19 protein-coding genes are annotated in these 23,043 nt (G+C 69.7%); 3 read left to right on the forward strand and 16 right to left on the reverse strand.

The features are described from left to right. Window positions 1-17 precede the first annotated feature (17 nt). The gene (locus BLU09_RS02755; protein ID WP_090485036.1) at window positions 18-1,577 is read left to right on the forward strand and encodes an NADH-quinone oxidoreductase subunit N; all 1,560 of its coding nucleotides are present in this window, start codon (window positions 18-20) and stop codon (window positions 1,575-1,577) included. 77 nt (window positions 1,578-1,654) lie between these two features. Here BLU09_RS02755 and BLU09_RS02760 read toward each other — a convergent pair whose 3' ends face one another. The 7 genes from BLU09_RS02760 to hslO all read right to left on the reverse strand — a co-directional run bounded on the left by BLU09_RS02760 (window position 1,655) and on the right by hslO (window position 11,531). Further along, window positions 1,655-2,491: a GNAT family N-acetyltransferase gene (locus BLU09_RS02760; RefSeq protein WP_090485038.1), complete on the reverse strand. Its 837-nt coding sequence runs from the start codon at window positions 2,489-2,491 to the stop codon at window positions 1,655-1,657. Window positions 2,492-2,904: 413 nt separating this feature from the next. Beyond that, window positions 2,905-4,353 carry a sigma-54-dependent transcriptional regulator gene (locus BLU09_RS02765; protein WP_167371013.1) on the reverse strand — a complete coding sequence of 483 codons (1,449 nt, stop codon included), beginning with the start codon at window positions 4,351-4,353 and terminating at the stop codon, window positions 2,905-2,907. Next, entirely contained in the window at window positions 4,350-6,842 is a 2,493-nt protein-coding gene (locus BLU09_RS02770; protein WP_090485042.1) for an ATP-binding protein, read from the reverse strand. The genes BLU09_RS02765 and BLU09_RS02770 overlap by 4 nt, the downstream gene beginning before the upstream one ends. Beyond that, the gene (selB, locus tag BLU09_RS02775) at window positions 6,839-8,755 is read right to left on the reverse strand and encodes a selenocysteine-specific translation elongation factor (protein WP_090485045.1); all 1,917 of its coding nucleotides are present in this window, start codon (window positions 8,753-8,755) and stop codon (window positions 6,839-6,841) included. Before selB ends, BLU09_RS02770 begins: the two co-directional genes overlap by 4 nt. Before the next feature lie 19 nt (window positions 8,756-8,774). After that, a complete protein-coding gene (locus BLU09_RS02780; RefSeq protein ID WP_373283992.1) occupies window positions 8,775-9,452 on the reverse strand; it encodes a phosphoribosyltransferase in 678 nt (225 codons plus the stop codon). Between the two features lie 128 nt (window positions 9,453-9,580). After that, window positions 9,581-10,624, reverse strand: coding sequence for a Leu/Phe/Val dehydrogenase (locus BLU09_RS02785; RefSeq protein WP_244171372.1), 1,044 nt, complete (start codon window positions 10,622-10,624; stop codon window positions 9,581-9,583). Between the two features lie 22 nt (window positions 10,625-10,646). Beyond that, window positions 10,647-11,531 carry an Hsp33 family molecular chaperone HslO gene (gene hslO / locus BLU09_RS02790; RefSeq protein ID WP_090485049.1) on the reverse strand — a complete coding sequence of 295 codons (885 nt, stop codon included), beginning with the start codon at window positions 11,529-11,531 and terminating at the stop codon, window positions 10,647-10,649. 262 nt (window positions 11,532-11,793) lie between these two features. Between hslO and BLU09_RS02795 the strand changes: the two genes are divergently transcribed. Next, complete coding sequence (locus BLU09_RS02795) at window positions 11,794-12,474, forward strand: succinate dehydrogenase/fumarate reductase transmembrane subunit (protein ID WP_011551192.1); 681 nt, start codon at window positions 11,794-11,796, stop codon at window positions 12,472-12,474. A gap of 122 nt (window positions 12,475-12,596) precedes the next feature. Here BLU09_RS02795 and BLU09_RS02800 read toward each other — a convergent pair whose 3' ends face one another. Then, window positions 12,597-13,094, reverse strand: coding sequence for a single-stranded DNA-binding protein (locus BLU09_RS02800; protein ID WP_090485051.1), 498 nt, complete (start codon window positions 13,092-13,094; stop codon window positions 12,597-12,599). A 210-nt stretch (window positions 13,095-13,304) separates the two neighbouring features. Continuing rightward, entirely contained in the window at window positions 13,305-15,551 is a 2,247-nt protein-coding gene (gene dacB / locus BLU09_RS02805) for a D-alanyl-D-alanine carboxypeptidase/D-alanyl-D-alanine endopeptidase (RefSeq protein ID WP_090485053.1), read from the reverse strand. A gap of 185 nt (window positions 15,552-15,736) precedes the next feature. Between dacB and dtd the strand changes: the two genes are divergently transcribed. Next, on the forward strand, window positions 15,737-16,198 hold the full coding sequence (dtd, locus tag BLU09_RS02810; protein WP_090485055.1) for a D-aminoacyl-tRNA deacylase: 462 nt from the start codon (window positions 15,737-15,739) through the stop codon (window positions 16,196-16,198). On the opposite strand, the gene BLU09_RS02815 is transcribed toward dtd, so the two are convergent. The 7 genes from BLU09_RS02815 to rpoN form a co-directional block, all read right to left on the reverse strand. Further along, window positions 16,195-17,040: a hypothetical protein gene (locus BLU09_RS02815; RefSeq protein ID WP_167371014.1), complete on the reverse strand. Its 846-nt coding sequence runs from the start codon at window positions 17,038-17,040 to the stop codon at window positions 16,195-16,197. The two genes, dtd and BLU09_RS02815, sit on opposite strands and share 4 nt — an antisense overlap. Window positions 17,041-17,073: 33 nt before the next feature. Then, window positions 17,074-17,535: a PTS sugar transporter subunit IIA gene (locus BLU09_RS02820; RefSeq protein WP_090485059.1), complete on the reverse strand. Its 462-nt coding sequence runs from the start codon at window positions 17,533-17,535 to the stop codon at window positions 17,074-17,076. A 412-nt stretch (window positions 17,536-17,947) separates the two neighbouring features. Further along, window positions 17,948-18,616: a ribosome hibernation-promoting factor, HPF/YfiA family gene (hpf, locus tag BLU09_RS02825; RefSeq protein WP_090485061.1), complete on the reverse strand. Its 669-nt coding sequence runs from the start codon at window positions 18,614-18,616 to the stop codon at window positions 17,948-17,950. 211 nt (window positions 18,617-18,827) lie between these two features. Then, a complete protein-coding gene (locus BLU09_RS02830; protein ID WP_090485062.1) occupies window positions 18,828-19,712 on the reverse strand; it encodes an SDR family oxidoreductase in 885 nt (294 codons plus the stop codon). A gap of 111 nt (window positions 19,713-19,823) precedes the next feature. Next, window positions 19,824-20,609: a hypothetical protein gene (locus tag BLU09_RS02835; protein ID WP_090486961.1), complete on the reverse strand. Its 786-nt coding sequence runs from the start codon at window positions 20,607-20,609 to the stop codon at window positions 19,824-19,826. Between the two features lie 13 nt (window positions 20,610-20,622). Continuing rightward, window positions 20,623-21,273 carry a GNAT family N-acetyltransferase gene (locus tag BLU09_RS02840; RefSeq protein WP_090485064.1) on the reverse strand — a complete coding sequence of 217 codons (651 nt, stop codon included), beginning with the start codon at window positions 21,271-21,273 and terminating at the stop codon, window positions 20,623-20,625. 63 nt (window positions 21,274-21,336) lie between these two features. Then, on the reverse strand, window positions 21,337-22,854 hold the full coding sequence (rpoN, locus tag BLU09_RS02845) for an RNA polymerase factor sigma-54 (protein ID WP_090485065.1): 1,518 nt from the start codon (window positions 22,852-22,854) through the stop codon (window positions 21,337-21,339). Window positions 22,855-23,043: the final 189 nt, after the last annotated feature.

Here is a 23,043-nt window from a genome sequence, read left to right on the forward strand (position 1 = left end):
CCGCCTGAGCTTCCGACATGAACCTGCCCAATCTCAGCCTGGCAGACTTCCTCCCGCTGCTGCCCGCCATCATCATGGTGGTGGGCGCCTCCATCCTGCTGCTGTCGGAGGTGTTCCTCTCCACGACGGCGTCGCGCGCGTACCAGGCGGTGCTCACCGTGGTGACGGCGGTGGCGGCCGGCGCCATGGCGCTGACGACGATGTTCGAGCCACCCCAGGAGGTGATGCTCGGCTTCGGCGTGATGGACCCCTTCTCCAGCTTCCTCACCTTCGTGGTGTGCGTGGGTCTGGCGCTGGCGACCCTGAGCTCGGTGAGCTTCCTGCGCAAGCGCGGCGCGGAGCGCGGTGAGTTCTACGCGCTGATGCTGTTCGCCTCGGCGGGCATGAGCCTGCTGGCGATGTCGAACGAGCTCATCACGCTCTTCGTCAACATCGAGGTCCTCTCCCTCTCCACCTACGCGCTGACGTCGTACCTGCGGCGTGGCACGCGGCCGAGCGAGGCGGGCTTCAAGTACTTCATCCTGGGCGCCTTCTCGTCCGCGGTGCTGCTCTACGGCGCGGCGCTGCTGTACGGCGCCACCGGCACCACCCACCTGACGGCCATGGCCGGTCCGCTGTCCACCGCCATGTCGTCGCAGCCGGGCCTAGTGTACGCGGGCATCATCCTGGTGATCACGGGCTTCGCCTTCAAGGTCGCCGCGGTGCCGTTCCACATGTGGACGCCGGACGTCTACGAGGGCGCGCCGACGCCGGTCACCGCGCTGATGAGCGTGGGCGTGAAGGCGGCCGCCTTCGCGGCGATGGTCCGCGTGTTCTTCATGGTGGGCAAGGGCGTGGACCCGCAGATGCTGCTGGGCCTGTTCTCCGTGCTGGCCTTCCTCACCATGGTGGCGGGCAACCTGCTGGCGATTCCGCAGCGCAACGTGAAGCGCATGCTGGCGTACTCGTCCATTGCCCACGCCGGCTACCTGCTGGTGGGCGTGGCCGCCCTCTTCGTCACCGGCCCGGGCGAGCAGTTCCGCCTGCTGGGTGCGTCCGCGCTGACGGGCGGCACCCCGCTGGACCTGGCCCGCGCGGAGGCGCTGCGCGGCATCCTCTACTACCTGCTGGCGTACACGTTCAGCGCAGTGGGCGCCTTCGCCATCGTCTCCGTCCTGGAGCGTCGCGAGGACGAGGAGAAGGGCACCGCCTGGGACCTGGAGCGCTTCAGCGGGCTGGCTCAGCGCAAGCCGGGCTGGGCCTTCGCGATGGCGGCCTTCATGCTGTCGCTGGGTGGCATCCCGCCCACCATCGGCTTCATGAGCAAGCTGCTCATCTTCCAGGCCGCCGTGGACGCGGGCCTCATCGGCCTCACCATCGTCGGCGTGCTCTCCAGCGCGGTGGGCATCTATTACTACCTGCGCGTGGTGGTCTACATGTTCATGCGGCCGGTGCCGGAGGGCGCGCAGGCGCTCGAGAAGAGCTGGTCCACCGAGCTGGCGCTGGTGCTGTCCACCGCGGCGGTCGTGATTCTGGGCATCATCCCCGGTCCCATCATGGGCTGGCTGGAGCAGGCCAGCAGCATCTTCGGCCAGTAGCCTCCCGCCTCCGCTGTCACACCCCGCCCGCCCTGGCTTCGTGCTTGGGCGGGCGTCGTGTTTTCAGCGCCCGTGAATCAGGGCGCCGCGTCCACCAGTGAGCCGCGAAGCTCCAGCGTCTCGAGGCGCATCTGCGCTCCCGCTTCGCGGAGCAGGTGCACCAGGGGCGCGTCATCCACCACCGTGACATTCAGCGCGGACACGCCCTCCTCCAGCCGGCTGAAGGCCTCTTCGAGCAGTGTCCGCGCATGCCCGGGAGACACCGCGAAGAAGGGAAACAAGCTAGGACCGGGGCGCAGGTCCATCATCCCCAACCACCGGCGCGCAGGGACTTGAGGGTCGATGAGCCCCAGCAGCCGGTGCGAGTCACTGGCCGCGGAGGCCGCCAGCTTGCCGGGAATCATCCCGAAGGCCTCCGTCAGCGCGCCACAGTCCTCTAGCGACACCGGGACCACGGCCCCGTCCGGTGACGCGAGGGGGAGCGCCGCCAGGTGGGCCCGCGTCACCCGCAACGTGGTGGCCTCGCGCGCCGGCCGCATTCCCAGCGAGGTGTAGAGCTCGAGCGCGGGCGTGTTGTCCCGCTTCACGTTGAGGACCCAGCGGGTGCACCCTTGTGCGCGAAAGTGCCCGGCCAGGTGCGTCATCATCCTCCGCCCCAGTCCCTGCCCCCGGGCGAACGGCGCCACCACCAATTGCCTCACGTACCCGAAGTCCCCCAGGACGCTCGTCACGGCGTAGGCGCCCACACCCTGGGGACCTTCGGCGAACAGGGAGCGCTGAGCGATTTCCGCCGCCCACACGGGCTCTGGCGGCGGGGGCTCATCCACCCCGAGTTCAAGAAACAGCCGGGCAAAGACAGCGTGGTCTTCCAGCCGACCGGGACGCAGCACCCACTGAGATTCAGAGGAACCCACCTGCGCTTCCTTTCGTCGCGAGCCGAGGCAGCTACGGACGCGGAAAAGAAGGCGGCCCGACACCCCAAAGAGGTGCCGGGCCGCGGGTCTTCTCAAGGTGACTCACCGGAAGTGCTGAAGGGGTGGGGGGGAACCGCCTTCAGCCTCGCTTCGATGTGTCCCGCGTATTCCTTTAGCAGTCGCCGTGCCAGCAGCCTCGCGGGGAGAAACTCTAGTTTTCTCAAGCACTTGAAGAACTAGCTGACGCTGCCCCTGCCCCGCCGCTCCATTTCATGACTGCAATGGAGTTTCAGATGTGAAAAAGACGAGCAAATCCAGCCACTTACCTTTTTCACCTATGAACCCGTCCATTTCGGATCTGAATCCATGGCTGCGGGAAAGTTACATGGGTGAGTCTTCCTCCTACTCCAGGGCTATTCCCGGGCCAGCTCACTGGGAGGTCGGAGGTTGAGCCGCTTCATCTTCCGCCAGAGCGTGGTGGAGGAGACGCCGAGCTCATCCGCGACGCGCGCCAGGTCCACGCCGTGCCGCTCCAGGGCCTGGGTGATGGCGTGGCGCTCCGCCTCTTCCACCACCTGGGCCAGCGTGGGCCCGGCGCTGGCGTTGCGCCCGAGCGCCCCGCCCTGCCCGTCCAGGAAGGCGACGCTAGGGGTGCCATGGGCCGGCGTCATGCGGCCCTGCCGCACGGGGAAGTCCTCGGGCAGCAGCTCATCGCCCTCCGCGAGCGCGGCGGCCTGCTCCACCAGGTTCTCCAGCTCGCGCACGTTGCCGGGGAAGCCGTAGCTCATCAGGTGAGACACCGCGGCGGCGGAAAGGCGCTTGGGATTGGGGCTGCGGGCATTGGCCCGCTCCAGGAAGTGCTCCGCCAGCGCAGGCACGTCCTCCAGGCGCTCGCGAAGGGGCGGGACGCGGAGGGCCACCACGTTGAGGCGGTAGTAGAGGTCCTGCCGGAAGCGCTTGTCGCGCACCTCCAGCTCGATGTCCCGGTTGGTGGCGGCGACGATGCGCACGTCCACGCGCAGCGCGGTGGACTCACCGACGCGGCGGACCTCGCCCTCTTGCAGCGCGCGCAGCAGCTTGGACTGGAAGGTGGGGCTGGTCTCCGTCACCTCGTCGATGAAGAGCGTGCCGCCGTCCGCCTCCTCGAAGAGGCCCCGGCGGGACTTCACCGCGCCGGTGAAGGCGCCCTTGGCGTGGCCGAACAGCTCGCTCTCCAGCAGGGATTCGCTGATGGCCGCGCAGTTGACGGGAACGAAGGAGCGGGCCTTTCGGCGGCTGTGCGCATGGAGCGCGCGAGCCACCAGCTCCTTGCCCGTGCCGCTCTCGCCCTGGATGAGGACGGTGGCGTCGCTCTGCGCCACGCGCATCAGCCGCGTGGTGAGCTCGCGCATGGCGGCGCTGCGCCCCACCAGGGCGGACAGGCCGTGGCGCTGGTTGAAGTCCGTGGTGAGGTTGTCCACGTCGCGCAGCAGGCGCGCGCGCTCCAGGGCGCGCTCCACGCGGTAGCGCAGCTCGCTCTCCTTGAAGGGCTTGGTGACATAGTCGTAGGCCCCCAGGCGCATGGCCTCCACGGCGCTCTCGATGGAGCCGAAGGCCGTCATCATGATGACCTGGAGCCGGGGTGCCACCTCCAGCGCGCGCCGCAGGAGCGTGAGCCCGTCCATGGGCTCCATCTTCAGGTCCGTCAGCAGCAGGTCGATGCTGCCGCTGGCGAGCTGGGCCAGGGCTTCCTCGCCGGTGGCGGCCTCGAAGACGGTGTAGTTCTCCGCCCGGAGCAACAGGGCGGTGGTGGCGCGCATGTTGCGCTGGTCGTCCACGACGAGGAGCCGTCCTCGGGTCGGCGGAGTGTTCGCGTCGGTCATGGGAAGGACGGAGGCTGCGAGAACGGCAGCCGGAAGGTGAAGGTGGTACCGCGCCCCGGAATACTGTCCACGGCGATTTCGCCCCGGTGCTCCTCGAGGATGCGCCTGACGACGGCCAGGCCCAGGCCGGTGCCCTGGGCCTTGGTGGTGAAGAACGGCTCGAAGACGCGGTGGAGCAGCTCGGCGGGGATGCCCGGGCCCTGGTCCACCACGTCGATGCGCAGCTGCTCGCGCCCCGCGTGGGCTTCACGGCGCGCGCGCACCTGCACGAGTCCACCCTGCGGCATGGACTGGATGGCGTTGACCGCCACGTTGACCAGCGCCTGTCGGATGAGGCGGCGGTCCATGGGCACCGGCGGCAGGCCGGGCTCCACGTCGGATTGGATGCGGATGGAGCGGTCCGCGCCGCCGCCCTGCATCCGCGCGGCCTCCAGCGAATCCTGGAGCACGCGGCCCAGGTCCTCCTGCTGGAGCACCGGGTCCCTGGGACGCGTGTAGTCCAGCAGGTCACCGACGATGCGGTTGAGCCGGTCGCTCTCCTCCCCCAGGATGTCGAGCAACATGGCCGCGTCCCCGCCCGGCACCAACAGCCGGCGCAGCGAGGCCACCGCGTTGAAGATGACGCCCAGCGGGTTGCGCACCTCGTGGGCGACAATCGCGGACAGCTCGCCCAGCGCGGCCAGCCGCTCGCGCTTCACCATCTCCGCGCGCGTGGCGGCCAGCTCCGCGTAGCTGGCCCACAGTGACTCGTACAAGCGCGCGTTGGCGATGGACAACGCCAGCTGGCCACACGTGGCCTCCGCCAGCTCGATGAGCTCCGGGCCGAAGGCGCGCGGGCCCCGCGTGTCGTCCACCACCACCACGCCGATGAGCTCCTCGCGCGAGGTGAGCGGCAGCGCCAGCAGCGCCTTCTCGTCGAAACGGTGCGCGAGCTCCGGGTTGAAGCCTCCGTCCGCGGCGGTCACGTCCTCCACCGCGATGGGCCTGCGCTCACGCGCCACGCGCGCCGCCAGGCCGTCTCCATGGAGGGGCAGCACCACCGTGCGGAAGTAGTCGCGGTGCGCGATGGAGGCCGCGGCGCCACGCAGCAGCCGGGCGCTCTCGTCGTACAGCAGGATGTAGCAGTTGGACACGTCCAGCAGGCGGACGAGGAAGTCGGCGGCCACGTCCAGGATGCTCGACGTCTCCAGCACGCCGGATGTGGTGCGCGCCAGGTCCAGCAGGAGGCGCGTCTCGGCCAGTTGGCGCGAGGACTCGGCCCTCAGCCGGCGCTGCTCCAGCAGCGTCACCAGCAACTCCGACAGCGTGCCCAGCAGGCGCAGGTCCCGCTCGTCGAAGGGCTTCCCCGGCGCGCGCAGCACCTGGAGCCTCCCGCACACCCCGCCGCCGCGAATCAGACACACCGCCGCGCCCGCCCCCAACCGCCCTCCGGACTGCGCCACCAGCGGGGCCTCGTCCGCGGACGAGGACAGCGCGCCCTCCGCGCCACACGACAGCACGCCCGTGAGCCGGCGCGCGTCCGCCGCGTCCTGAAAGCCCACGTGTGAGGACAGCATCAGCGTGGCTTCGGGAGGCGTCGAGAGGTGCAGGGCCGCGGCGTCCGCCTGGAGCAGTGAAGCGACGCGCTCCAGGAAGTCCTCCTGCGTGGGCGGAGACGGCTGCGCGACGAAGCGCGCCATCTGCGCGACCGCCTCCATCTCCCAGCGGCTGCGCGCGCTCTCCGCCTGCACGCGCGCGTCCGCCAGCGCGGCGCCCACCACCTTGGCGAAGAGCATCAACACCGAGCCATGGTGCGGCGCCACCCAGTGGCCCTCCACCCACAGCACCTCGGCCTGGGGGCCGCCCACGGGCAGGTAGACGTGGGTGGGCGCGGCCTGGTCCGAGCCACCAAAGACGGGGCGCCCGTCCGCGAGCGACTCCAGCCCCAGGCGCGCATCCTCCGGCAGGGGCTCCCCATCCCGAGCCAGCAGGCCCTCGCCGTCCCAGCGCAACAGCCGGGCCCGGAAGCCCGCGGCCTCCAGGCCCTTCAGGGCGACGCGGCGGACGGCGTTCTCCGAGTGCGCGGACACCAGCCCCGCGGAGGTCTCCACCAGCCGCTCGGCCACCGACATCTCCGGCGGCCGGTTCTCCATGGGCACGCAGTTGAGCAGCAGGCCCCCGCCCCCGCGCTCCAACACGAAGCGGGACGCGGTGACGGCCACCTCGCGCGCCACGCCACCCGCGCAGGGGACCTGGAAGAGCTGGGAGCCCTCATGGAGCGGCGCACCGGCCTCCACCCGCCAGTAGCGCTCGACCACGCGGCTGCGGTCCTCCGGCTGGATGAAGTCCATGACGGAGCGGCCCTCCACCTGGGCGCGTTGCAGGCCGAGCAACGCGACATAGGCGTCATTGGCCACGAGCACCCGTCCCTCCACCACCGCCAGCATGGGGTTGCGGAAGGTGTCGACGAGGACGCGAAGCCCTGCCTCGCTGTAGCGCTTGGTACTCATCCGCGACGCAGCACCCGCTTCTCTCCTACCCGGAGCGTGACCTTCTCCCGGTCGAAGTATTCGGACAGGGGGATGACGAACTTGCGGCTTTGCCCCACCATCTCCTTGAAATCCTGGGTGGTAATCTCCTTCTTCTCGCGCAGGTGGGCAACCAGGCGCTCGCGCAGTGACGCCAGCGCCCCGGCCGCGAACCACAAGCCCTCCGAGACGCGCACCGCCGCGCCCTCCACCACCATGACGCCCAACAGCTCACGCAGCCGGGAGGCGGGAAGCTGGAGCTTCTGCTCCAGTTCGGGGAGCGAGGGAGGCGCCAGGGCCGCGGCGGACAGCTCCGCCGCCAGCCGCGCCCGAGCGGCGGTGTCCCCCAGGCTCAGCGTGCGACCGCGCCCCTTGAGGCGTACCACGTCCCGCTCCAGTTCCACCCGTCCTCCTTCCACCAGGGACTGCAACACCCGCTGGAACGCCCGCGCGTCCAGCGCCGAGGACAATCGCTGCCGCAGCTCCTCGCGGGACAGGCCTTCGCGAAGGGGTTCGCGCTCATGGAAGGTGGCCAGCAGCGCCAGGGCGCGGCCCTGCAACGCCAGGAAGACCTCGCCGGAGAGGTACAGCCGCCGCTCCCGGTCGATGAGGAGCGCGCCGCCCCGCGCCCCCAGCAACTCCAGCGCGCGCGTGAGGACCCGGGGCCCCAGCGCCGAGCGGCCGAACAGCTCCGGCTGCGTCAGCCCGCGATAGCCCGCCTGCCGTAGCAGCCAGGCCGCCTGCCCCGCCGGGTCCGCCTCCAGCAGGGGCGCCACCGCCTTTGCGCCGCCTTTGCGCCGCTTCGGCGGGGAGATGGACAGGATGCGGCCTCCCGCCACCGTGGCGCCTCGGCCCGGAAGGGCTCGCGCGCCGCGCAGGATGAAGCGCTGGCCCACCAACGCCCCCACGGAGGCGCCCAGCCGCAGCTGCGCCAGCGTCGTCTCGCCCGGCTCCAGCCGCTCCACATCCAACAGCGCCACCGTGGCCTCCACCTGCGCGGTGCCCAGGTGCAGCAGCAGCTTCGAGCGACGAGGCAACGGCGACGGGGCCGCGGGCAGCAACGTCAACTCGACGTCGAGCATGCGCGTCTCCGGCAGCTCGCCCGCGCGCACCAGCACCATCCCCCGGCGCAACGCCTCCGGCTCCACGCCGGCGAGGTTCACCGCCGCGCGCTGTCCCGCCTCCACGACGGACACGGCGTCGCCATGCCGCTGCACCCCGCGCACGCGCAGCGGACCGGGCAACCCAGGCAGGAGCGACACCGCGTCATCCACCGCCAGCGCTCCCGACAGCAGCGTGCCCGTCACCACCGTGCCAAAGCCCTTGATGGTGAACACGCGGTCGACTGGCAAGAAGGCGGGGCCCTCCGAAGGCCGCTCGGGCAGCGCCGCCGCGGCCCGGGTGAGCGCGGCGCGCAGCGCGTCCACTCCCGCACCCGTTCTGGCGGAGCAGGCCACCACGGGCGCCGACTCGAGGAAGGTCCCCACGGTGAGCGCGGACAGGTCGGCCTCCACCAGCGCGCGCCACTCCGGGCCCAGCTCCGCCAGCGTGTCCGACTTGGTGAGGGCGATGACGCCGGCCCTCACGCCCAGCAGCCGGCAGATGTCCAGGTGCTCGCGCGTCTGGGGCATCACGCCCTCGTCCGCGGCCACCACCAGCACCACCAGGTCCACGCCGCCGGAGCCAGCGGCCATGGCCTTCACGAAGCGCTCGTGACCCGGAACGTCCACCACGCCGGCCACGGCGCCGTCATCCAGCGTCAGGTGGGCGAAGCCCAGCTCCAGGGTGATGCCGCGGCGCTTCTCTTCCTTCAGCCGGTCGGTGTCGATGCCGGTGAGCACCTTCACCAGGGACGTCTTGCCATGGTCGATGTGGCCCGCCGTCCCGACAATCATGGCGTCACCGCGCCAAGGCTCATGCGCCAGCCTTGTCCGGGTCCTCGTCGAAGCGCGCGTCGCCGGTGGACGGCTCGTAGTCCCAGGGGAAGACCATGAGCGAGGCGGTGGAGAGCGCCGAGTAGTCCGGCGAGAAGCCACCGGGCTTCGTCACGAGGCACGCGGTGGCCACCTTCTTCGCGCCCGCCTCGCGCGCCAGGGCGGTGGCCAGCTCCAACGTGTCACCGCTGGAGGCCACGTCATCCACAATCAACACGCGGCGGCCCTTCAGCTCCGCGGGCATCTCCCCGGCGAGCTGCGGCGTCTTCGACGTGCGAGGCGCGGCGCTGCCCCGGTCCCTGCTCCGGCGGCTGATGCGCACGGGGAAGAACGGGCAGCCGAGCGCCCCCGCCAGCGCGCCACCCACGAAGACGCCGCCGTGGGCCACACCGACCACCACCTGGGGTTCGAAGGTCTCCTTGATGGAACCCGCGAGCTGTTGGACTGCGCGGTCGAACTCCTTCCAGGACAGCTCCTTCACGCCGCTGGACGCGGACCGGCCTCGGGACTGGTCCTTCCCCGTCGGCTGGCGCGGGGCCTCCACCTGCGGCGCCAACACGACGTCCGCGGGAATGGAGACGAGCTTCTCCGCCTGGACCGCAGGGGACTTCTTCGTAGAGGCCTTCTCGGTGGACTTGCTCTGCCGCTTGGTCGCCACGGCGCTGAACTCCGGCTGGGGTGTGTGCGGCCCCGTCATACTCCGAGGGCCGCACGGTGGCCACATCCGGCCACACCCCAGACGTCGCCTTTGTATCGCGGCAAGACACGCACTGCGTGCGTGAGCGCTCAGCCGGCCAGCCGCTCCTCGACCATCCGGTCCGCCACCTGCTCGGGGCGCAGGCCGGATTCCTTCGCGCGGGTCAGCACCGTGTCGATGGTGTCGAAGATGAGGGAGGCGCGGGCGTACGCCTTGTCCCGGTCATACCCCGCCCACTCCTGGGCCACATTGATGAGGCCGCCGGCATTGGCCGCGTAGTCGGGCACGTAGAGGATGCCGCGCCGGGCCAACTGCTCGCCGTGACGCGACGTGAGCAGCTGGTTGTTGGCCGCGCCGCACACCGCCTTCACGTTCAGCAGCGACAGGGTGGTGTCGTTGATGGCGCCACCCAGCGCACAGGGGGCGTAGATGTCCGCCTCCATCCGATGCAGTGCGTCGGCGTCCACCGCCGTGACGCCGTACTGCGTCACCGCGTGCTGAACGCTGGCGGGGTTGATGTCGCTCACCCACACCTTGGCGCCGCGCTGGTGCAGCTCCTTCACCAGGTACATGCCCACGTGGCCCACGCCCAGCACGGTGACGCGCAGGCCCTTCAGGTCCGGGCTGCCGAAGACGTGCTTCGCCGTGGCTTCCATGGCGCGCGCCACGCCATACGCCGTCACCGGCGACGGGTCTCCGCTGCGCTCCTTCAGTCCAACGACATACTTCGTGTGGCGGCGCACGTGCTCCATGTCGTCGGGGCTGGTGCCGCTGTCCTCGGTGGTGATGTAGCGCCCGCCCAGGGACTCCACCGCGCGGCCGAAGGACTCGAAAATCTTCTCACGGTCAAAGCTGCCGCGCGGCAGCATGATGACCGCCTTGCCGCCGCCGTGGGGCACCCCCGCGAGCGCGGCCTTGTATGTCATTCCGCGCGCCAGCCGGAGCGCGTCCGCGACGGCTTCCTCCTCGCTGGCATAGGTGGACAGCGCGCGAGTGCCGCCCAACCCCGGACCGAGCCGCGTGTTGTGCATGCCCACAATGGCACGCAGGCCCGACTTCGAATCACTCAACAGGTGGACGGCTTCGTAGCCGCCCTCAAGCAACTGCGTGAAGTAGCTCATGGCGCGCGGCAAGTACCGTCGCGCCTCGTGCAAGTCAAATGGCGCCGCGCTCCAACATGCCGCGGATTTCGTCTCCAGGAATGACATAGCGCGTCGTGCAGAACTGGCACGTCGCCTCCGCCTGCCCTTCCTTCTCCAGAAGGTCCGTCAATTCCTCACGTCCCATGGCCAGGAGCGCGCGCAGCACGCGGTCCTTGCTGCACGAACAACCGAAGCGCAGCGGGTAACGCGACATGACCTCGAAGTCGGGCTCCGGCAGCAGCGCGCGCAGCACGGCCGCTGCCCCCGCCTCGCCGTGCGCCTGGAGCGAGGGCACGAAGTCACGGCGCAGCCGCTCCCCCAGCGCCGCGAAGGCCTCCATGTCCGCGCTGGGCAGCGGCTGGACGAGCAGGCCGGCAACGCGGCCCAGCGGCTCCGCGGCCCCGCCTTCCGGCAGCTGCGCCAGCAGCACATGTGACGGGAGCTGATCCGACTGACGGAAGTAGCGCTCCAGGTCGGCCGCCAGGTCGAAGGCCTCCAGCTCCACCGCGGAGCGGTAGTACTCGCCGCCGCCCAAATCCCGCAGCACGGACAGGAAGCCCTTGTTCCCCAGCACGGGGCGCCAATGGTACTGCCCGTCGTTCCCGGAGTACTCCACGTAGGTGTTCTTCACGTACCCGCGGACGAGCCCGGACGTGTCCCCATCCACGAAGAGGCCGCGCAGGGGGCCGTCACACTCCACCTGGATGTTGATGCGGGCGTCGCCCTTCTGCAGGGCCCCCATCAGGGCGGCGGCGGTGAGGGCCTGCGACAGGAGCACGGCGGCGGCGGGCGCGGTGCCATGGGTGGCACGCGCCAGGCGCGACAGCTCCGTCGTGGTGGCGAGCACCACGCGCAGGTCCGTGTTCTTCAACATTCCACTGACAAGCTCGTCGGACATATCGATGGCAACTAGCGTGCCCGAGCCCGCATTGCCCGCCAACGACAGAAGGCGGAGGCCCCTGCGCCCGGCAGGGGGGCAGCAGTGGGGACCGGGGTGACGCATAAGGTCAGCCTTATGCCTCCGTGTGGGTGTGCTGGCATGCCGGGGTGAGGAAGAAATCCAGCCCCGGCGCTGGACCGGCTATAAACCGCCGTCCGACTGTCACTTGCCTTCGACCGTGGACGCGGCAAGACGCCCACGCGCCGCCGCTGGAGATTCGATGAGCACCCAAGCCGCTGCCGCAGTAGAGACGAAGACACCGCTCCTCAAGTCCCGCCTGGGCTCGTTCCTCGCGGTGGTTCCCCTGTCCATCTGGGTCATCAACCACCTGTGGGACAACCTCTCCGCCTTCAACGGCGCGGACGCCTGGCAGAAGTCGGTGACGACGTACGCCAACCCGTTCTCCCAGGTCTTCACCTTCCTCATCGTCCTGCTGCCGCTGCTGATGCACACCGGCTGGGGCCTGGTGCGCCTGTTCAGCTTCCGGCCGAACAACGCCCGCTACAACAACTACGGCAACCTCAAGTACATCCTCCAGCGCATCACCGCGGTGGGCGTGCTGGCCTTCCTGGGCGCCCACATCTGGCTGGCGTTCCTCTACCCGCGGCTGGTGCTGGGTCACCCGGAGGCGTTCGATGACATCGCCCGGGAGATGCACCACCACGCGCCCACCCTGGTCGTCTACCTGCTGGGCACCCTGGGCACCTCCTACCACCTGGCCAACGGCCTCCAGGGCTTCGCCATGGGCTGGGGTCTGCTCTCCAGCGAGCGCTCCATGCGCAAGTTCGAGCCGGTGGTCATCATCCTCTTCCTGGTCCTGACGGCGATGAGCTGGGCGGTCATCTACGCGCTCTACACCGCGGGCGCCGCCTTCAGCCCCGTGGGTGCCACCCCTCCGTGACGCGGCCCGGGCCCGGCGCTCCCGGGCCTGGACGTCCAGGCGCACGAAGCACACCGGCCGCCCCCGAGACTTCCGGGGAGCGGCCGGTTTCATTTCCAGGGCGCCGCTGGCGTCAGCCGGGCCTAGAAGGGGATGTCGTCGTCGCCGTTGCCGCCGCCATGGCCACCGCCCATGTCGTCCGGAGGCGGCTGACCGTAGTCGTTGTTGTCTCCCCCTCGCGGCTGGGAGAACTGCCGGCGTCCACCGCCCCCGCCCCCGCCGCCCATGCCGTCTCCGGCGTCACGGCCACCACCGCCGAGGAACGTCACGGCGTTGGCCACCACCTCGGTGGTGTAGTTCTTCCGGTTCTCCTTGTCCGTCCACTCGCGCGTCTGCAGGCGGCCCTCGACGTAGCACTGCCGTCCCTTCTTCAGGTACTCGCCGCAGAGCTCCGCGAGCTTTCCCCAGACGACGATGCGGTGCCACTCGGTCCGCTCCTGCTTCTGGCCATTCTTGTCGACCCAGCTCTCGCTGGTGGCGATGCGGAAGTTCGCCACCGCCTGACCGCCGGGAGTGAACCGGACCTCCGGGTCCGCCCCGAGGTTGCCGATGAGGATGACCTTGTTCACGCCTCCAGCCATGACTGCATTCCTTTCTCACGAGAACCGGTCCACCAAGGACCGGTTACACCCCGGACGCACCCGCCGGGTTTGATTCCCACCTATAGCAGTGGGTACTGACACCCAGCCAGAAAGCCGCCTTCTTCCTGGGTGTCGTACGCCCGCCTGCCACCCGGCCAGGGAGGCAGGCCCGGCCGGAGGGAACTCGCGAGAAATACAGCGGATTCCGGCCTACCCGCCCGGGCGGTTGTCGGCGGTGGAGGACTCGGGCGCGTTGCCCGCGGGCGCCACCATCTGCACGGGGGTGAAGCCCTCCGGCGTCTTCGCCGGGGCCTTGGCCTCCGCCACCTTCTGCGACAGCGTGGAGTCCAACCCCTTGGCGAAGGACGCCAGCCGTGGGTCCGAAGCGCCCAGCGTGCGGCGCAGCGACTTCCAGAAGGGGTGGTCCGCCTGCCCCGCCTGCACCAGCCCCCGCGCGAGCAGCGTGGTGCACGCGTCCCGGTCACTGGCGCTGGCGGCCCGAAGCGCCACCACCAGCTCCTCCGGCGCGGTGCGGGCCACCTCGCCCAGGGCCTCGGCCATCTCCGACTGGGCCTGGGCGTCCGAGCCCGCCGCGCCCGCCAGCTCCAGCACCCGGGCCAGCGCCTCGGCGTTTCCGCCCGCCGCCAGCTCCACCATGCTGCTGACGCCCGGCACCTCCACGGACAGCACCCGCGCCACGTCCTTCAGCCGGCCGTAGACCTCGGCGGTGGCCGAATAGCTGTCCAGCAGCGTGCGTGCGCCCAGGTAGTCGTGCGGGTTGGACTGGTAGAGGCTCTCCGCCAGCACCGCGCGCACGGCCGGGTCTCTCTCGCTGCGCCACGCGGTGCGCAGGAAGCCGATGTTGCGCTGGTCGCGCTGCGCGCCCAGGTCCAGGTACGTCTTGATGCGAGCGGCCACGTCGTCCACTGCGCCCGAGGGCCGCCCGCTGTCCGCCAGCGCGGCCACCGCCGTGGACGGCCCCAGGCTGGAGCCGGTGGCGGCCACCGCCGCGCCCAGCGCGTCCAGGCCCGCGACGATGGGACCGGCGCGGCCCGCGAAGTCGTTGGCCATGATGGAGAAGGTGAAGCGCTCCCCGCCCGCGCTCGTCACGTAGCCGCTCAGCGCGGACACGCTCTCCAGGGTGCCCGTCTTGGCGCGCAGCCGGCCCACCGCGTCACTGCCCTCGAAGCGGTACTTGAGCGTGCCGTCCTTGCCCGCGATGGGCACCGACGACAGGTACTCCGGCGAGAAGGGGAAGCGCTGCACCATGTGCCGCAGCAGCTGGTTGAGCTGCGTGGCGGAGAAGCGGTTGGCGTCGTTCAGCCCGCTGCCGTTCTTCATCACGTAGGTGCCGCGGGGGATGCCCACGTCGCGCTCCAGGAACTGCTCCACCACGTCCACGCCCTTGGTGAAGGAGCCCGGCGAGCCGCGCAGCTCGGCGCCCATCGTCTTGAGAAGCTGCTCGGCGACGAAGTTGCTGGACAGCTTGTTGAGGCGCTTGAGGAGCACGTCGAACGTGTCCGACTGCGACACGTGCAGCATGCGGGCCTTGGTGGACGTCTTGCCCAGCTTCACCTTGCCCTTCATCTTCACGCCGCGCGTCACCAGCATCTGCTTGAGCGACTGGCCGAAGTACATGGGCGGGTTGTCGATCTTCTTCCAGACGCTGACGGCGCCGCCGCGCTCCCCCGGGAGCTGGCCGCGCACGACAATCTTCTGCTGGAGGCCCGCGGGGTCCGACGTGACGGACACCCGGCGCGCGCGCCGCGGCCCGGTGGTGAGCTGGTTCTCCACCACGAAGTAGTCGCTGGGCGGCTCCATCTCCACCACGCCCTTGGCGCCCGGCGCGTTGCCGGGCCGCAGGTAGATGGCCACCGCGTTCCAGTTGAGGCTCACCGCGCCGGTGGGCGCCATGTAGGCGCGGTCCGTGTCCTCCTGGTCATAACCGGGCGGCGTGCGCTCGGCGTCGAACCACGAGTCATCCACCACGATTTCGCCCACGTCGCGCACGCCGGCGTGCCACAGCTCCGCGACGATGCCCCACAGGCGCTCCGTCGTCATGGACGGGTCGCCCTTGCCGCGCACGTAGAGCGTCTTCACCTTGCCGTCCGCGCCCAGCTCCGGCTCCACCAGGAACTCGGTGTCGTAGCGGAACTCGGGCCCCAGCGACGCGAGCGCGGCGGCGGACGTCACCAGCTTCACGTTGGAGGCGGGGTTGAGCAGTTCGTCGGCGTTGTGGCTGAACACCACCGCGCCGTCGTCCAGGCTCTGCATGAGCACGCCCATGCGACTGGCCTTCAGTGGCGCGCGCTGGAGGACCTGCAGCAGCGCGGACTTGAGGGCCTCGCGGTCCGCGCGCTTCTCCGCTGGAGCGGGCGCGGCGTGCGCTGCGTGAGAAAGCGACAGGAAAATAATGGCCGACACGGCCAAGATGGAGCTGGCTCGATGGACCTGCACACTCTCTCCGGGGAAGTCAGGTGCCATTATGCGGAACGGGGCAAAAGACGGGCAAGGGTGAGTGGCTGCGTGAGTCCACGTCTGGGCGCTCGCTCTTCCAGCAGGCGGAAACCTGACATTCCAACTGTAACGGCGTGACTGACGCGAGCCCCCGGTCAGACACGCGTGTCCACGAGGTGACTTCGATGAGAGCGGTGGTGCAGCGCGTGCTGGAGGCGTCGGTGACGGTGGAGGGCCAGCGCGTGAGCGACATCGGCCCGGGCCTGCTGGTGCTGCTGGGCGTGGGCAAGGGCGACGCGGAGGCGGACGTGGCGTGGATGGTGGAGAAGCTGGCCACGCTGCGCATCTTCGAGGACGCCGCGGGGAAGATGAACCTCTCGCTGGAGGACACGTCCCGGCAGCTCATCGTCGTCAGCCAGTTCACGCTCTACGGCGACGCGCGCAAGGGGCGCAGGCCCAGCTTCATCGACGCGATGGAGCCCGTGAGCGCCAAGGCCCTCTATGAGCGCACCTGTGAGCTGCTGCGCCAGCGCGGCCTGAGCGTGGGCACCGGCATCTTCGCCGCGGACATGAAGGTGGCGCTCGTCAACGACGGCCCCGTCACGCTGCTGCTGGAGAGCCCCGGGCCTGCCGCGCCCAAGGGCTAGATTCGGACGCCGGAGCCCTTCGTCACCAGCGCCGCCAGCCCCTGCTTCGCCAGCGCCGCGCCGCGAAGGTGCGCGGTGAGGGCGCCCAGCTCGCGAATCCAGTTGGCCGCGCGGGGCCCCAGGCCGGAGAAGGCCACCGTGAGCGGCGGCGGCTGCGGCTGCTTGCCCAGCCAGTACGCCAGCACCTCCTCCTTCTCCGGCAGCGACGGCAGCTTCATCCGCGCCTGCTCGCGGGTCAGGAGCCGCTCCAGCTTGCGCGGCAGGTTCACCTGCCAGTGCGCCACCTTCTTCGCCGGGCGCCAGGCCCAGTCCGCGAAGGCGTAGCGCGTCCCGGGGGAGTATTCGCCCCGACCCTGGGTGGTGAACACCTGGTCCGGCGGGAACTCCGGGAAGGGCTCCCACAGGCCCGCGAGCAGCGAGGCCAGCCCCACGTCCTCACGCGGCCGGAAGCGGAAGCGATCCCTGACGTCGCGCGAGCCCCGCGCGTCCCAGTAGGGATAGTCCGCCTCCTCCACCATCAGGGCCAGGTGCAGGGCCTCGTCCCAGCCGTCCGCGTAGCCCGCCTCCGCCTCACCGACCTCCCAGCCCGCGGGGCCTTCGGTCCAGTGCAGGAAGACGAGCCGGTCCACCAGGTCCGCCCAGGGGTCCGCGTCCACGGAGCCCACGCCGCCGGGCAGCGCCGTGGAGAGCATCCGCTCGCAGAGCATGCGCGCCTGACCATCCCCCAGTTGCTCCTGCAGGGACTCCAGCGCGCCGGGGGCATCCCCCATGGCCCGCTGGAAGAAGGGCAGCAGGTGTTCGTGGAAGAAGCGGTCGCTGATGGGTCTCAGGACGACGTCCATGGTGCGGATGTTCCCCCCGGAACGCACGCCCACTCAAGGCCGTGCGTCTTCCTGGACGATGAGGGCGTGGATGTCCGCGGCCGTGGGCGCCTCGAGGATGGCGGCCCGGAAGCGCGGGTTCTTGAAGAGACGGGAGATGCGGGCCAGGGCCTTGAGGTGGACCCCCGCGCTGTTCTCCGGCGCCACCAGGGCGAAGAACAGGTGGGTGGGCTTGCCGTCAATGGCCTCGAAGTCCACGCCCGCACGCGACACGCCGAAGGCGGCCTGGAGCTGCCCCATGCCCGGCAGCTTGCCGTGGGGGATGGCCACACCCTCGCCGATGCCCGTACTGCCAAGCTTCTCGCGCTCGCGCAGCACCTCCACCAGCCGGTCCGCGGTCAGCAGCGGATGGGCGCGCACCAGCGTGGCACTCAGTTCTCGCAGGACTTCAGGCTTCGTCCGCGACTGCATGTCGGCGATGACGGCTTGGGGGCTGAGGAACTCGGCGATTCTCACTGACGCTCCCGCGCTGGCGCTCCTGGTTGGCGGCAATTACTCCCCACCCCTCTTTAGCGCAAGGGTGGCCTGTCTGGATGCGCGCTCTCCGCACTCACTGCGCATCATGACGCGGAAGGGAAACCCGTCCCACGGGAGGTAGGGACTTCCCATGAAGCGTCTGTTCCTGTCGACTGTCATCGACATCGCGTCGAGGGCGACCGGCGCATGCTCGCCGGGTGGCCCCCACCCGCGTCCAGGCTCCCTTCGGAAGCGGCCTGGTGGACCGCCCCGCGGCGGGACGTAAACGCGGGGCCCCATGGGCACCCGCACCGACGCCCTCCAGCACGCGGAGGCATTCGAATCAGCGACACACGCCGTCACCCCACTTCACCGGGTGACGGCGCGCGGAAGGTCAGCGGTCAGCGACGGCTCAGGTCCCCGTGGCGGCGATCGCCGGGGCGTGCGGCTCGATGAGGCCGTACTGGCCATCCTTGCGCCGGTAGACGATGCACAGCGACTCCGACGCCACGTTGTGGAAGACGTAGAAGTCGTTGTCCATCAGGTTCATCTGCATCACCGCATCATCCACGGTGAGCGGCTTGACGGTGAGGTGGGTGGCACGCACCTCGCGCGCCGCCTGCGACGAGGCCGCGGGCTGCGCGGGCACGACGGCGGCGGGTTTCGGCGCATCTTCGCTCGCGGAGGCCTCGGCCAGCGACGTCAGCGTTTCCACGTCCGGGAGCTCGAACACGGCGTGGCGGACCCGGAGCTGCTCCACCAAATCATGCCGGTGGTGGACGCGCTCACGGCCATGGTGCGACTTCAGCTTGTCACGGTAGCGCCGCAGCTGGCGCTCGATCTTGTCCATCGCCAGGTCGATGGACGCGTACATGTCATCGCTCTTGTCGCGGCCCCGAAGGACCCACGCGCCGGAGTGGATGGTGATGTCCGCATGGTGGAGGTGGCGTTCCAACGACAGAACCACATGGGCCTCGCCGGCTCGGTCCAGCAACCGGTTCACCCTTTCGACCTTCTCGCGTGCGTACTCCTTGAGGGAATCGGACGCTCCGAACTGACGGAAGGTGATGTTGAACTGCATGCGTGGCTGCCTCCTAGGGTGAGAGGTGAGCTCCGTGACGGATCTGAAACTTTCCCAGCCCTGGAAAGCAACCCGCCCCACCAGGTTGCCTGTTCCCGGACACACCGCCCGTCCGAGGCAGGACATCCCGCCTGCACCTCGCGTCACTGGCAATGGCCCCTGTTTGGAACCATGCCAGGACGCGTCCGGGGACATCACGCGCCGCGTCAGCTCACGCGAGCAGCCGCCCGCCCGTCACGCCCAGCACCTCCGCGTTGACGTAGCGGGACTCATCCGAGGCGAGGAACACGTAGGACGGCGCCAGTTCCGCGGGCTGCGCGGGGCGGCCCATGGGCGAGTCCTTGCCGAACTTGGACGTCTTCTCCGCATCGAACGACTGGGGGATGAGCGGCGTCCACACGGGGCCCGGCGCCACGGCGTTGACGCGGATGCCCCGTTCAATGAGTTCCCGTGCCAGGCCCTTGGTGAAGTTGACGATGGCGCTCTTGGTGACGGCGTAGTCGAGGATGGCGGGCGAGGGGTCATACGCCTGGATGGAGCTGGTGTTGATGATGGTGCTCCCCTCCTTCATGTGCGGCAGCGCGTGGCGCACCAGGTGGAACATCGCGAGGATGTTGGTGCGGAAGGTGCGCTCCAGGCGCTCGGGGTCGAAGTCCTCGAAGCGCTCCACCGCCTCGCCCTGGTACGCGGCGTTGTTGACGAGGATGTCGATGCGCCCGAAGCGCTTCACGGTGTCCTCCACCAGCTTGCGGCACTGGGCCTCCACCGTCAGGTCACCGGGCAACAGCAGGGCCTTGCGCCCCGCGTCCTCCACCACGCGTTTCACCTGCTGGGCGTCGTCCCCTTCGCTGAGGAAGGACACCGCGACGTCCGCGCCCTCGCGCGCGAAGGCCAGGCACACCGCGCGGCCAATGCCGCTGTCGCCGCCGGTGATGAGCGCCACCCGGCCCTCGAGCCGGCCCAGTCCCTTGTAGGACTGTTCGCCGTAGTCAGGCTCCGGAGCCATCCGCCCCTCGTGGCCGGGGTGCGGCTGCGACTGCTTGGGAAAGGGCGGCTTGGGGCCGGCTTCACGCGGGTCAGGGTTCTTCTGGGCCATGTCTGGGTCCTTTCCGGAAGGAAGTACCCAGGCACGGTGGGGGTGGCGGTACCCAGCGGCAATCAAGCCCGGGCTGGTCCGGGCCCGCTCCCCCGCCCGCTCCCCACCCCCTCACTGCACGTTGACGACCCGCCCCTCGGAGTGGAACACCGTCGCCTCGCACGCGGCGACGCCCGTGCACTCCAGCACCTCGCCGGGCGCGGTCGCGCTCAGGGTGAGCAGGTGGGCGGCGACAGGCGTCGTCGGCAGCAGGGTGAAGCGGACGACCGCCTCTTCCTGCTCCGTGGGGATGGTGGCCGTGGCGCTCCCTCCCTCGCGCAGCAGGGTGGCCGCGACGCGGCTGGGGACCTCGCCCTCGGGCAGCCACCGGAACGAATACTCCTGGCCGCGCGTGAGCCGGTCCTCGGCGCCGGGGCCCTGGAAGGAGAAGAGGCGCTTGGCCTTTCCGTTCTTCATCACCAGGGTGATGGTGTGCGTCCCGTCCTGGAGGACGATGCGGGCGTCCGCCATGGGCTCCCGCACCCAGACGTTGGGGTCGAAGTCGTAGTAGGCCCGCGTGGGCACGCACACGTCGCGGCCCGCGGTGCCGTCCACCCCGCCCCGCTCCAGTGCCATGGGCTGGCCGTTGAAGGTGGCCGTGACGCCCTCGCGAAGCTCGGTGCACCGGTCCCCTTCCGCCGCTTGCGAGAAGGTGACGGTGACGCGGTGGGCGCCCGGCTCGTCCACGCCCTCGAAGATGTCCACGTCCGACTGGGACAGCGTCAGCGTCCGGTCGGAGAGTCCCGCCAGGTCCACGACTTCCGAAGTGAGGCTGCTGCCACAACCCGACAACAGGCCCACCGCGACGAAGGCCCCCGCCGGGATGCGAAGAAGGTTGCGACGAAGAATGGGATTCATGCGCCGCCGCACCCTATACCCGCGCCCCGCCGTCCGCGAGCAGCCCTTCCAGTCGAACCTTCACTTCCGGCCACTCCGTGTCGACGACGCTGTAGTACGCGCTGTCACGCACCACACCGCCGCGCACCAGCTTGTGGTGGCGCAGCACCCCCTCGAAGCGAGCGCCCAACCGCTCGATGGCCACCCGCGAACGCGCGTTGTGCTTGTCCGTCTTGAACTGCACCCGCATGACGCCGAGCGACTCGAAGGCGTGCCGCAGCAGCAGGTACTTGCACTCCGTGTTGATGCGCGTGCGCCACACGCGGCGGCCCAGCCACGTGTAGCCAATCTCCAGCGTCCGGTGGTCGCGCTGGATTTCGAGGAAGCGCGTGGTGCCCACCGGCGCGCCCGTCCGCCGCTCGATGATGATGAAGGGGCGCTCGCTCCCTCGCTCGGCCGCCTGGCAGGCGCTGTCGATGAAGGCCGCTACGTCCGCTTCGGTCCGCAGCACGCTCGAGAACCAGGTGAAGATGTCGTCCTCGCACAGCGCGGCCAGGGCCGGCGCATGCTCCAGGCGCAGCGGCTCCAGGCGGACGTCGTGCCCTTCGAGCGTGACGGGCGGAACGACGAGGGGGACGCAGTCACGCCGGTGCACGGCGGAGTCGGGAGGGAGGGTGGCGCTCATGGGACGCCCACTCTGCCCACCCGGGCGCGCCGTCGACAAGCGGCGCGCCCGAACAGCCGTGACTCAGTAGTACCGCTTGCGCTTGCTGCTGGGGAGGATGCCCAGCACCTCGCGGTACTTGGCCACCGTGCGGCGGGCAATCTCGGTGCCCTGCGAGCGCAGCAGCTCGACGATTTTCTGGTCCGAGTACGGGTTGCGGGCGTCTTCCTGCGCCACCAGCTGCTTGATGTGGTGCTTCACCGCCTCGCTCGCGGTGTCCTCACCGGAGACGCGGGCGATGGACGAGTTGAAGAAGTACTTCAGCTCGAAGATGCCCTGCGGCGTGTGCACGTACTTGCTGGTGGTGACGCGGCTCACCGTGGACTCGTGCATGCCGATGTCCTCGGCCACGTCCCGGAGGATGAGCGGCTTGAGGTGGGCAATGCCCTTGTCCAGGAAGTCCCGCTGGAACTTCACGATGCTCTCGGTGACCTTGTAGATGGTCCGCTGCCGCTGGTGGATGGAGCGGATGAGCCACATCGCGCTGCGCAGCTTGTCCTGGATGAAGTCCTTCGTCTGGCCCGGGCCCACCGCGCCCGTCTTCAGCGCGTTCCGGTAGGTGCCGGAGATGCGCAGCTTGGACAGGCCGTCATCGTTGAGCACCACCGTGTAGTCGTCCCCCATCTTGTAGACGAACACGTCGGGGGAGATGTACTGCGCGTCGTCCCCGCTGAAGTTGCGGCCCGGCTTCGGGTCCAGCTTCGGGAGCAGCCGCACCGCCCCCACCACCTCTTCCAAGGTGACCTTCAGGTCCTTGGCGATGGCGGGCAGGTTCTTGCTCTCCAGGTACTTCATGTGCCGCTTGATGATGAGGCCCAACAGCGGCGCGTGCGGCTCCCGGATGCCCTGGAGCTGGATGAGCAGGCACTCCTGCAAGTCACGGGCGCCGCAGCCGCGCGGATCCAACATCTGGATGCGCCGCAGCGTGCGCTCCGCGACGTGCATGGGCACGTCCGCCTCGTTGGCCAGGCGGATGAGCGGATCCCCGTCCACTTCCGGCAGCTTGAGGTAGCCGTCGTCATCCAGGTTGCCCAGGATGAGCATGGCGATGCGGCGCTCGGCGTCATTCAGGCGCAGCGTGCCCAGCTGCTCCTGGATGTGGTCGACCAGGTCCGCCTTCTTGACGAGGTTCGCCTCGAACGACGGCATGTCGTCCGTGGCCACGTTGCCCTTGTTGGAGGCCGTGGTGGGCTCATTGAACTGGTAGCTGTTGAGGTACTGCTCCCAGTCGATTTCCGGGGGGCCCTCCCCGTCCGCCTTGAACTCCGTGGCGGTGTCGCTGGTGGCCGCGGGCAGGTCCACGTCCCGCGGCATCTCCATGTTGTCTGCTTCCAGGGAGGCTTCCCCGGGTTCCTTGTCTCCCACATCTCCCGGCGCTTGCTCGTCTGGCTGCTCCAGCAGCGGGTTCTGCTCCATCTCCTCGCGGACCTGCTCGAGCAGCTCCATGCGAGACAGTTGGAGGAGCTTGATGGCTTGCTGCAGCTGCGGCGTCATCACCAGCTGCTGGGCAAGCTTCAGGCTTTGTTTCAGTTCCATCGCCATGAGACGGGGTCTCCCGGGTTGATTCGGTCCCTCTGGACAGAGGACCACCATCAAAGACCGTGCCAACGTAACAAGGAGCCCTGACTTCGTCTAGCCCCGAAACGCGGGTCCCTTGCTTGCATGCTCAGAATTCCACAAGGAATCCAGGGGCTTAAGACCACTCAGTGTGTCACATGCACGTTGACAGGT

The organism is Myxococcus virescens (assembly GCF_900101905.1).
Taxonomy (GTDB): domain Bacteria; phylum Myxococcota; class Myxococcia; order Myxococcales; family Myxococcaceae; genus Myxococcus; species Myxococcus virescens.